Source organism: Microcoleus sp. Pol8_D6 (assembly GCF_036700965.1).
Classification (GTDB): Bacteria; Cyanobacteriota; Cyanobacteriia; order Cyanobacteriales; family Microcoleaceae; genus Microcoleus.
In genome coordinates this window covers 36,113-47,609 of sequence record NZ_JAUBPW010000034.1, presented here as the reverse complement: position 1 = coordinate 47,609, position 11,497 = coordinate 36,113, and the positions used below count along the sequence as shown (strand labels likewise).

General features: G+C 45.7%; 11 protein-coding genes. 6 read left to right on the top strand and 5 right to left on the bottom strand.

The genetic code is table 11. From position 1 onward, the window contains the following. The first annotated feature begins 117 nt into the window (after positions 1-117). The 3 genes from QUA10_RS15485 to QUA10_RS15475 all read left to right on the top strand — a co-directional run bounded on the left by QUA10_RS15485 (position 118) and on the right by QUA10_RS15475 (position 2,826). Positions 118-1,599 (top strand): pitrilysin family protein, encoded by a 1,482-nt coding sequence (locus QUA10_RS15485; RefSeq protein WP_333083396.1) that lies wholly within the window; start codon positions 118-120, stop codon positions 1,597-1,599. Positions 1,600-1,675: 76 nt separating this feature from the next. Continuing rightward, positions 1,676-1,903: a hypothetical protein gene (locus QUA10_RS15480; protein WP_333083398.1), complete on the top strand. Its 228-nt coding sequence runs from the start codon at positions 1,676-1,678 to the stop codon at positions 1,901-1,903. 53 nt (positions 1,904-1,956) lie between these two features. Next, the gene (locus QUA10_RS15475; protein ID WP_333083399.1) at positions 1,957-2,826 is read left to right on the top strand and encodes a hypothetical protein; all 870 of its coding nucleotides are present in this window, start codon (positions 1,957-1,959) and stop codon (positions 2,824-2,826) included. Positions 2,827-3,100: 274 nt separating this feature from the next. Here the strand turns inward: QUA10_RS15475 and asnS are convergent, their stop codons facing one another. Together asnS and QUA10_RS15465 are read right to left on the bottom strand one after the other, a co-directional pair. After that, positions 3,101-4,492, bottom strand: a complete 1,392-nt coding sequence (asnS, locus tag QUA10_RS15470) for an asparagine--tRNA ligase (protein ID WP_333083400.1) — start codon at positions 4,490-4,492, stop codon at positions 3,101-3,103. Between the two features lie 112 nt (positions 4,493-4,604). Continuing rightward, complete coding sequence (locus QUA10_RS15465; protein ID WP_333083402.1) at positions 4,605-4,970, bottom strand: DUF2203 domain-containing protein; 366 nt, start codon at positions 4,968-4,970, stop codon at positions 4,605-4,607. Positions 4,971-5,174: 204 nt separating this feature from the next. Here QUA10_RS15465 and QUA10_RS15460 point away from each other — a divergent pair, with 204 nt between their 5' ends. Next, positions 5,175-5,450: a DUF6439 family protein gene (locus QUA10_RS15460; RefSeq protein WP_006631172.1), complete on the top strand. Its 276-nt coding sequence runs from the start codon at positions 5,175-5,177 to the stop codon at positions 5,448-5,450. A gap of 245 nt (positions 5,451-5,695) precedes the next feature. Here the strand turns inward: QUA10_RS15460 and QUA10_RS15455 are convergent, their stop codons facing one another. Further along, positions 5,696-6,184 (bottom strand): anti-sigma regulatory factor, encoded by a 489-nt coding sequence (locus QUA10_RS15455; protein WP_333083403.1) that lies wholly within the window; start codon positions 6,182-6,184, stop codon positions 5,696-5,698. A 697-nt stretch (positions 6,185-6,881) separates the two neighbouring features. On the opposite strand from QUA10_RS15455, the gene QUA10_RS15450 reads away from it, so the two are divergent. Then, positions 6,882-7,775, top strand: a complete 894-nt coding sequence (locus QUA10_RS15450; protein WP_333083404.1) for an alpha/beta fold hydrolase — start codon at positions 6,882-6,884, stop codon at positions 7,773-7,775. Between the two features lie 143 nt (positions 7,776-7,918). Continuing rightward, positions 7,919-8,905 (top strand): aldo/keto reductase, encoded by a 987-nt coding sequence (locus QUA10_RS15445; RefSeq protein WP_333083406.1) that lies wholly within the window; start codon positions 7,919-7,921, stop codon positions 8,903-8,905. Between the two features lie 428 nt (positions 8,906-9,333). Here QUA10_RS15445 and QUA10_RS15440 read toward each other — a convergent pair whose 3' ends face one another. After that, positions 9,334-9,474, bottom strand: a complete 141-nt coding sequence (locus QUA10_RS15440; protein WP_333083407.1) for a hypothetical protein — start codon at positions 9,472-9,474, stop codon at positions 9,334-9,336. A 108-nt stretch (positions 9,475-9,582) separates the two neighbouring features. Continuing rightward, positions 9,583-11,274, bottom strand: coding sequence for a transglutaminase domain-containing protein (locus tag QUA10_RS15435; RefSeq protein WP_333083428.1), 1,692 nt, complete (start codon positions 11,272-11,274; stop codon positions 9,583-9,585). Between the last annotated feature and the right edge of the window lie 223 nt (positions 11,275-11,497).

The following is an 11,497-nucleotide window of genomic DNA, read 5'->3' as shown; positions in this document are numbered from 1 at the left end:
ACTGTTGTCAGTTGTCAGTTGTCAGTTGTCAGTTGTCAGTGGTGAGCAAACAGCCAACAGCGAACAGTCAACAGTCAACAGTCATCATTTGTCTGAATGTATAACTTAGGAGAAAGAATGAAAAGGACTAAATTGAGACTGAAAAAAGTAAAGTTATTTCTGCTATCACTTTGCTTTTTTACTGTTTCACTTGGCACGTTTAATTTGTTACCTTCCTTGGCGGCGGCACCCAAACACTACGACGAATTAAGATTTCCCCCGCTGTCAGAAATTAAACTGCCTAAATACACTCGCTTCGAGCTGAAAAATGGCATCCGGGTGTATCTGATGGAAGACCGGGAACTCCCGTTAGTCGGGGGAACGGCGCTATTTCGCACGGGCGAGCGTTTTGAACCTGCCGATAAAATTGGATTGGGAGGTTTGACGGGAGAAGTGATGCGAACTGGCGGCACGAGTCGGCATACGGCTGATGAATTAAATCAGTTGCTAGAACAGCGAGCAGCTTCGGTAGAAACAGGGATTGATGTTAGTTCTGGCAGCGCTAATTTTAGTGCTTTAGCTGAAGATTTGGAACCCGTATTTGACTTATTTGCAGAAGTGATTCGGGAGCCAATATTTGCTAAGGAAAAGTTGGATTTAGCGAAGAACCAAACTCAAGGTGCGATCGCCCGCCGCAATGACGATCCTGATGGTATTACCGGCCGCGAGTTTCAAAAATTAATTTATGGCGATCGCAGTCCTTACGCGCGCACGGTAGAATACAAAACCCTCGCCAATATTTCCCGCGACGATTTGGTGAGTTTCTACCAGAAATATTTCCATCCCAAAAATATGATTTTGGGTATTTCTGGCGATTTTGATACAGCTAAAATGCGATCGCTCGTCGAGCAAAAATTTGGCAACTGGCAACCGAGTCAAAGTGCAGAAGTGCCAGCACTACCAACCGTAGCGCCAGCAAATGGAGGCGGCGTATTTTTGGTAAATCAGCCGCAATTAAGTCAAAGCTACGTACAAATGGGACATTTGGGCGGAATGCTCAGCAGCCCAGATTACGGTGCTTTGGACGTGATGAATGGGGTTCTCAATGGTTTCGGTGGCCGTTTGTTTAATAACGTGCGATCGCGCCAAGGTTTAGCTTATTCAGTATACGCCGCTTGGAGTCCGAGATATGACTATCCGGGGGTGTTTGTCGCTGGAGGCCAAACGCGATCGGACGCGACAGTACCGTTTATCCAGGCAATTCGCGCCGAGATCGATCGTATCCGCACCGAACCAATTACCCCGGCAGAATTAGCTTTTGCTAAAGATTCCACCCTAAATTCTTTCATTTTCAAATTTGAAAATCCCAGTCAAACTTTGTCGCGATTAATGCGGTACGAATACTACGGTTATCCCGAAGATTTCATTTTTCGCTACCGTCGCAGCATCGAAGCAGCAACAATTGCCGACGTGCAGCGCGTAGCTAAGACTTATTTGAAACCGGAGAATTTGGTAACATTAGTAGTGGGAAATACGGAGGCAATTCAACCGCCGTTATCGAGTTTGGGAACTTCGGTCAAAGTCCAATCTGTTGATATCACAATTCCCTCGGCGACTTGACGAAGATTAGTGTGAGGCACCTGACAATAGTCAGGTGCCTCGCTGTGAGATTGTCACTCTACTTTGTGAATTTACGATGGCGACGCACCCTACGGCTTTAGCAACAGTGTTAGGAGTGACTATGTTCGTTCGAGAAATTCGGTTGTTGGTGAAAGCCTGTTTTGTGGCTCCAGCCCTCATTCCTCTTCTGCTCCCTTTTGATGCTGATAGAGACAAGGTGATCGTAGGCTTGGCTGCTGTCCTTAACCGAATAGCCAACCGAACTCAGGAAGGTTCGGTAATTGCGATGAATTTATATTGTTGATTTTTTAGGCAAGGTGATAATTTGTATAAAGTTCTTCATTCTAATATCTGTCCATGATTAACCTAAATAGTTTGGGATCGAAATTACTTTTCACGACAATACGTATTGTCACAGAACAGAATGATGGTAATCAGTCATCGGGAACAGCTTTTTTTGTTCACTTCAGAGTGAGTGAAACAATAGAAATACCTGTTCTTATTACTAATAAGCACGTTGTTGAGAATTCATGGTTAGGAGCATTTTTTGTTCATTTAGGAGTCAAAGACGAGAATGGTCAATTCGTACCCAAATTTGCTTCACAGCCAATAACACTATCGAACTTTCAAAACCGTTGGATTCCTCACCCTGGTAATGTAGACCTTTGTGCTATGCCCTTTGAACCACTGCGACAGGAAGCGTTGGCTCAAGGACAAGAAATTTTTTATCAACCAATTACTGAAGATTATTTCCCTACTACAGAAATACTTAGCAATCTTTCTGCATTAGAAGATATTCTTATGGTGGGATATCCTATTGGTCTTTGGGATGATGTCAATAATTTCCCAGTTTTGCGTCGAGGAATTACAGCATCACATCCGATTGTTGATTTTCAAGGAAAGTCAATTGGTTTAGCTGATATAGCTTCATTCCCCGGTTCTTCTGGTTCTCCAATTTTGATTATTAACGAAGGATCATTCACATCACAAGATGGATTTTGTATAGGTAGCCGCTTGATTTTTTTAGGAGTTTTGTATGCTGGTCCACAATTTACAGCTAATGGGGACATAAAAATTGTAGAAATTCCAACAGCAAAAACCCCTATTTCAAGAACTAATATACCCACACACTTAGGATATTATGTCAAGGCAAAAGAACTTATAACGCTTAAAGAGCATATACTCTCAATGTTGCCAGCACCGAACGAGATGGAGCCAGCAGCCTAACAATCCAGGCATGAGCGAAACGGCGATCGCTGCTTACTGGGTGGCGAGCGCCGTACTACTACCAGCGATGATCGGTAATACAAAGTCGCATGGTAAGGCTTCCCAGGTGACAGTTGGTGCTTTGGAACTCGATGGGATTTGAAGAACCATTAGATCATACCATTTTAGATTTTAGATTTTAGATTTTAGATTGGAAAAGAAGGTGTTTGTAGTGAGAATTAAAGTCCTCCTAAAACTTGCTCGGACTTTAGTCCTCACTACAAACAATCCTCAACTAAAAATCAATGCTCAAAGGCGCTCTCGGAAACGGAATCACATCCCGAATATTACCCATTCCCGTCATAAACTGCACCAGCCGTTCAAACCCCAAACCAAACCCAGCGTGAGGCACAGTACCGTAGCGGCGCAAATCCAAATACCACCACAATTCCTCCTTATTCATACCCTGGGCTTCCATGCGCCGCTCCAACACATCCAGCCTTTCTTCCCGCTGCGAACCGCCGATTATTTCCCCAATATTAGGAGCCAAAACATCCATTGCTCGCACCGTTTTCTCGTCCTCATTTAAACGCATATAAAATGCTTTAATCCCGACGGGATAATCGCTGACAATTGTCGGCTTTTTAAACAAGTCCTCAGCCAAATAACGCTCGTGTTCTGACTGCAAATCTAAACCCCAACTTACCGGAAAATCAAACTTTTTGTCGGCTTTTTCCAAAAGTGCGATCGCCTCCGTGTAAGTAATCCGCTCGAACTGATTATTAATGATATTTTCAGCCGTCGCCAAAACTGTTTTGTCAATGCGCTCATTGAAAAACTCCATATCTTCCGGGCAACGATCCAAAACGTATTTAAAAATGTACTTTAAAAACGCCTCAGCCAAATCCATATCTCCCTGCAAATCGCAGAAAGCCATCTCCGGTTCAATCATCCAAAACTCCGCCAAATGTCGCGAAGTATTAGAATTTTCCGCTCGAAAAGTCGGGCCAAAAGTGTAAACATTTCCGAAAGCCATCGCCATAACTTCCGCTTCCAACTGGCCGCTAACTGTTAAATAAGCGCGCTTTCCAAAAAAGTCTTTAGCATAATCAACCTCTTGCGAATCAGTGCGCGGCACATTCTTTAAATCAAAATTGGTAACGGCGAACATTTCCCCCGCCCCTTCGCAGTCGCTAGCAGCAATAATCGGAGTATGAACCCACAAAAAACCGCGTTCTTGAAAAAATTGGTGTACCGCCGCCGAACAAGCATTGCGGACTCGAAAGACAGCACCGTGGGTGTTTGTGCGCGGCCGCAAATGCGCGATTGTCCGCAAAAATTCAAAAGAATGGCGCTTTTTTTGCAACGGATAAGTTTGCGGGTCTGCATCACCGTAAACTTGTACTTGTGAGGCTTTCAACTCAATTCGCTGTCCTTTTGCCGGAGATGCTACCAGCACTCCTGACACTTCTAGAGATGCACCTGTATTCAGTTGTTTCAGTACATTTTCAAAATCTGGCAAATCGGAATTTATGACTACTTGCAAATTGGCTATCGCCGAACCATCGTTGACTTCGACAAAGGCAAACTCTTTCAATTCGCGCTTAGTACGAACCCAGCCTTGAACAGTTACAGTTTCGTCGGGTTCACCTGAACGCAAAATTGCTGCTATTCGTTGATTTGTCATAATATCCACTCCTGTTTATTTAATATTTTGCACCATATTTCTCTCTTTTCTCTTCCTCTGCGCCCTCTGCGCCCTCTGCGGTAAATAAAAAAATCAAAAATCCCAACATTGTTCAACCTGCATAGGATTTCAAAATCCAACCGATCAAAATGCCGAGTCCCCCAAAGCGAACTGCTTGCCAAAAAGGTTGTTTTATGCTTCCCCAAGAAAACAGGCTGCTTTCTAAATTCAACTCGATAGTTTCCAATTCTTGCTCAATTTCCCGCAATTCTTTTTTGAGTTGCGGCAATGGATTTCGGCGTCCCGACTGCCGGATTTCTTCGCGCCGATGCCCGAGTTCGACTTGGCGCTGTCGATCAACCTGAATTTGAGTGTACCGTTCTTTGACTGCCGCGAGCGAGCGCTCCACTGCTGCGAGCGCTTGAACAAACTCGCTTTCTTGCTCTTCCGGATTTAACTCTGACTGCTGTTGAGGCATTTCGATCTGCAAACCTGACAATAATAAAAAAAACCGATTTCCAATTAAATTGTTATTATATGCAGTATATTTTCTAAATTAACGAACTCTAGCCAAATAGACATAAGTATAGCAACTTTATCGGCATTTAAAACGTTTTTAATTGCTGAAACCCTTGATTTTCTCGCATCTTCCTTCTTCCTTCTTCCTTCTTCCTTACCACCTATGCTTGAAACTACACAAACAACCCAAACTGTCAACCTCAACGAGCTGAGCACGGTAGAACTAGCCCAAGCTCTAGCCGCGCGCCTCGCCATCCACGAAAAAGATTGGCACCGCCTCAAAGCCAACCGTTCTGCGCGGGCCTGCGAGCAAGCTGCGGCCGCTTTGGTGTTTTTGCTCAAAAAACAGCCTGAAGAAGCTCTCCCGCGCTTAAACCAAGCAGCAGGATGGCTGGATCGATCGATATCTGCTCCTCCCTGTCCCACCCACGGCAAATAATTTTTAGTATAGAGTCTTGAGTTTTGGTTTGATTAGTCGCTCAAAAATTAGACAATCGCGCCGCCCGATCGAGCAGCGCGATTGTGAGTTCAAAAGATTTATACTTTTTTAACTCAAAACTAACATTTTGCATTATGATCAGCTATCAATAGCCAGAGAGTTCAAATTCTCACTGCAAACTTCAGTCCGGGAACGAAAAAATTTCTAGGTCTAGCTGAGGTAAAAACTGCTGCCAAATAGCAGTTCTAGCGCAAGCGAGGCAGCCGATAGCGACTGGGAAGTTCTTTGCACAGCCGTAACTCTGTACCTTGAGAATTCCACTCTACCCGATCGAATATTTGGTAAAGAATAAACAACCCCCTACCGCATTCCTGTTCCACATGGGGTAGTCCAGAGTTATCTGCAACGTCCTCTGCTAGGAGACTGTCGCAATCATCGGTATAAAGGTTACAACTGCAAGGGGCCTTAAAGCCAGAACCTTCATCCGATATCACCCACCAATATTGGTTTTGGACGATCGAAAAACGGACTCCAACAGTTTTACCGGGGTCTAACTTGTTTCCATGCTTAGCAGCATTTACCAAAGCTTCTTGAAGCCCCAACCGCAATTCCGCTTGCCAGTGATCCGGAAGCTCTGCTAGGAGCAGATCCAAAATAGGACAAAGGTATAGGGTAGAAGCGAAGCTAATCGTAATCCAATTGCGTCCGACGGGACGAGGTGAAATAGCAATCACTCAGAAAACTCCCTAACTTTCAGGTGGATAAAGTTCACACCCTGCATAGTTGGCTCCCTAGTATTCAAAATGCTAATTAATTGAGCGGCGCAGCTCTACTTCTATCTTAGAGTATCCAAGCAATTAAGAACAGCAAACCACGTCACAAAATATTCAGCGATTCTGAGAAACTTCTGCAGAGAACCATCAGTAATTTTACTTATAGGTTCTCCCAGCAGCGAAATTTTTGATCTCGGCTTTGGCCAACTAGCAACCAAACGGCTAGCTGCACCCCCGAAGCCGTCAACACATCTTGAACAAACGATCCCCACCTGGAAAAGCTCGCAAATAACTATAAAAAAGTCGATCCCTTGACCCTCCCCAATCAGGTTCGACCCTCGCACCCCTAGGCAAGCGCCATCGCCCAGAACTTCCTCAGACCGCCAAACAGCCAAATCATCATACCTAGGTATGTTGCAGCCAAAACCCGATTTATTCTCCCAAATGCGATCGGGCAAAATATCTCCCATTGCTGCGCCCCTCCCAAAATCAATATTTGTTACAAAACTTATTAATCCTGAGTGCGGGAGATCGCGCTCTCCCGCACTCGCCAAAATTGACCAATCCTTTGCTGGCGAAACTCCGAGGCGTTGGTCACACTATATAAATCTGAATATCGCGATACAATAGTTAAAGTAAATAATTATTTCTTTACATTATGCAAACAACCCCAGCCATCAGCGCAGCCCCCATAGCCGGCACTTACTGGCAGTGGCGGGGGCATTCAGTGTACTACGTTCGATCCAGCGATCGGCATCCAGAACGCCCTCCCCTGCTGTTAATTCACGGTTTTGGAGCATCCACAGACCACTGGCGCAAAAATATCAGCGGCCTGAGCAAAGATTTTGAAGTCTGGGCGATCGACCTGATCGGATTCGGGCGATCGGCAAAACCCGAATTGCAGTACAGCGGCGACCTCTGGCGCGACCAACTCCACGACTTTATTACCAACATCATCGGCCGGCCCGCCGTACTAGCTGGCAACTCCCTCGGAGGCTACGCCGCCTTGTGTGTAGCTGCCCAGCGCCCCGAATCAGCCGCGGGACTCATATTAATCAACAGCGCCGGCCCCTTCAGCGAACCGCAGCCCGCACCCGAAGCCCCGCCCTTGCAAAAAGCCATATCTGCAGTAGCTAAAACCTTATTTCAGCAAGATTGGGCAAGTTTTCTGCTGTTCCAGTACGTGCGCCAGCGATCGACAATTCGGAAAACCCTAGAAAAAGTATATCTCGACCAAAGCGCAGTCACAGACCAATTAGTAGAAGAAATATACCTTCCCTCCTGCGATCCCGGTGCCCCCAAAGTGTTCTCTTCCGTATTCCGAACACCCCAAGGCGAAAAAATTGACGTATTACTTAGTCAATTAACCTGCCCGTTGCTAATGCTGTGGGGAGAAGGCGATCCGTGGATGAATTCCGCAGAAAGAAGCGCCAAATTTCGCAAACACTATCCCCAGTTGACAGAACACTTTATCAAAGCTGGTCACTGTCCCCACGACGAAGTACCAGAACAGATAAACGAACTGATTCGCGCATGGATAATTGACCAATAATCGATCGGCACATAGATAATTTTCCCCCAGCCCTCTCCTTCCTCGGAGAGGGGGAAATTTATCTTATTTGCAGTAAAATTTTATGTATTGTGCCAACACAAACGCGGTTAATTTCTCTCATATATTCTGAGGAGACGGAAACAATGACCCGCAAAAAGACTCGCCGCAATTTTATATTGAGCAGTATAGCTGTTGCCAGCGGCATTGCAGGTGCTAAGGCGATCGAACAGCAGGATCGGGAAATCGCAGCCGCACCCAATAACCAGGCGGCCGCCACAGTAAAAATGCCAGAACGACTGTTAGGCAACACCGGCGTGAAAGTGCCGATTTTCGGTTTGGGGGGAGGCGGACAAACACCGCTGTCGCAGAAGGGCAGAGAAGCAGAAGCGGGGGTACAAATTGAACGTGCGATCGAACTAGGCATTCGCTATTTTGACACGGCGGCCGAGTACGGGCCCAGCGAAGAAAACTTAGGCAAAGTTTTGCCATCATATCGATCGCGCATATTCCTAGCCACAAAAACCTCGGCCAGAGACAGAGATGGCGCGTGGAGAGACTTAGAACAATCGCTCAAAAGATTGAAAACCGATCGACTAGACTTGTGGCAACTCCACCACGTCTCATTCCAAACAGAATTAGACCAAATTTTCAGTACCAACGGAGCAATAAAGGCGATCGAAGAAGCCAAGCAGCAAAAAATAATTCGTTTTTCCGGCATCACCGGACACCACGAACCTGCTATCATTGTGGCAGGCCTGGAGCGCTATCCTTTCGACACAACATTAATCTCCCTCAACGCCGCCGAAAAACATCATCCGCGCTCCTTTGTTACCAGCGCTTTACCAATTGCCAAAGCCAAAAATATCGGCGTCATAGCCATGAAAATACCCGCTTACGGCAAATTATTTCAGAACGGTGTTTTAGATGGAATGCACCAAGCAATGGGCTACACGCTTTCACTTCCCGGCGTGCACTGCTGCGTCATCGCCGCCGACTCAGTAAAGCAATTAGAAGAAAACTTAAAAGTCGCCCAAGCATTCCAACCCCTAAACACAACAGAAATGGCAGCACTTGAAAAACGCACCGCCACCGCTTGGCAAGAAAATACATTTTTCAGACAGTGGACTTAAAATACCAACTCCCAAATCCCCTTTTTCCTGTGTGTTTGTTCTGGTGTGTGTGTTGTGGCGCGGGCGTCTCGCCCGTGAATCATCTTATGTGCGATCCTCTTCGAGGGCTTCGCTAACGAACGACTGCAATCAAATTGTTTTGTAGTCAGGACTTGATCCCTCATAAAACTACTAGGACTCAAGTCCTGACTACAAACCTACAACGTTTAGGTTAGCGAACTTTCTTTTATCTGCGGTGAAAATATAGCAACCGCCAAGTCGGTTAGGAGATTTTAAATTGCTGAAACCATTGCGATTGTTGCTTCTTCCTTCTTCCTTCTTCCTTCTTCCTTCTTCCTTCTGCTATACCTCAAATCAAAAAATAAGGCGACCTAACCAGGTCGCCTTATTCTATATCATAAAAGATGCACTTTGTCAACAGCAAAAAGCTACTTTTTTTTCCGTTTAGCCTTATCTAACCGCCTGCGATCGCGCCACTCAACAGAAGTCAAATAAGCCACCCCACCAGTCACAGTTAGCAGCAGTACAAAGGCAACTAAAACGAGAAAATTAGCAATCGAAAATTCCACAACCCCTCTTCCTCTGATTTTACATTTTCTACTTTCGATTTTAGATGAAAAATGTTAACAATTAACAGTTGAATATAGACGGCTAACTGTTAACTGTTAACACTCTCTTCAAACTGCTGGCAACTCTGACAAAATTGTAAACCTCACATGATTAATTGCCAGACTCCCCACGGAAACCTCCTCCTTATTTAAAGGAAGACCACCGCTCGTGAGACTTTGAAACCGAATTCCTTTGCCAATTTCTACGTGATACCAAGCCAAACCCATAAAAAATCGCAACGGATAAGGGCCTCTGTCTTGAATATCATCAGGATTAGATTCCATCGGCACCCAGCCAAAACCCGGAATGTAAAATTCCAGCCAAACGTGATTGAAATCCGGCTCCAGCGACACACCTTTTCTGTCAGCAAAAGCGGGGCACTTGTAGCGCCCGATCGTGCGGCAAGCAATCCCGTTTAACCTAGCCAAAGCTAACAAAACTCCCACGTATTCGCCGCAGGAACCGATACCGCGGCGCAGCACAATATCGGGAGTGTCAATGTGAGGCCTAATTCCGTAAGAAAGTTGATCGTAAACAAAATTACGAATGCTCAGCAATTGCCTGAGAATGTTAGTTTCCGAGCCAATGGCAGCCACAGCAGCCGATCGCACAATATCCGTATCCATCGCCAAATTGTCATTATCCACCAAATACTTAGCTGCAAACTCCGGCGACAGCTTAGGAATCTTTTCGACATCCCTAGGTGACAACTGATACTTAATCGATCGAACTTCTAACAATGCCTTCCAGCCAAAAATTCGGCGTTCCCCAGGGTGCAGCCGATCGAACTTAAACACCGCCACCCGTTCTCCTTCCTGAATTTCCTCAGTAAAAGGCATTCCAATCGGCGTAACACTCCTTACCTTTTGCCGATGAGTTTCCGAAGGCAAAGCAATCCGCCACTCTAAATTTTCGATGTCTACCTCATCGAGAGGAGACAGTTCCTCTACATAAGACATTTCCATCAAAAAACCGTTTGACAAAGCGTAGCGGTCAGCTTCATTGTAGTGAAAAGACAAGGGCTGAATAAAAGTGCGATCGCGCTTGGTCAACTGAAAAGGATCTTCCGAATTCGGGTCATCCCGGATGTAAAGTTCATCCCCGGCATAAGCCACGTACAGAACCTCCTCCCCCGTTTCGGAATCCTTGTGAAAAGCCAAACCAGAAGGCGACTCAAAGGGAGTCAAAACACTAAATTTAATCTCCCCAGTTCCCCGTTCCAAACAGTAAACAGTTTGCTCAGTTTTGTCGCAAACCCAAATTTCCTCATCCCGGACTGTAATATTTTCTACCCCAATACCGGGAGCGTAAAACCGAGTAATTTCCCGACCACTTTTCAGGTCAAAAACCAGAATCGAGTTTAATCTCTGGCAAGTCACATAAAGCGTAGATTTCCAAACAGCAATCCCGTCAGCAGGATAAGAAAGTGAAACAAAATGTTCCGGTTTGAGTTCAGCGATCGCCCCGTCCCGAATTGCGCCCCGACAGCAACAAATATCCTCATCCCGCGCAAACCAGAGAGTATCTTCCGAAATAGCCAGCCCCGTTGCGCCGGTAAACTTAGCCGTTTGAAATGGATTCAAAACAGTAGTGTTGTCACTTTCTCGATCGATCTCCAATAGCAGCCCTTCGGCGCGATCGACAGCGAACAACCTATTTCCTAAAAAAGCAATGCCGTGCAGTGCCAAGACTCCGATGGGTCTGACCATCCGCAGCCCCGAAGGCTGTTTATCCGAGAGAACAGGTGAATCGAGATTCATGCTAAATTTCTTGCCGGTATTGTACAGAAAAACTGATTTGTAACTTGTAGCCGAGCGCTTGAGGTTCACCAGCAAAATTGCCGAGTTTCCTGATATCCAGGACTGACGCATCAACCAGGTGTTTTTACGAAAAGAGGCGTTGTAGCCTCTTGCTAGAGTTAAAAGACCCCGAATATTAGTCTTTGTCAAAGTTGGGTTTAACAAGCTCAACCCAACCTGCAGC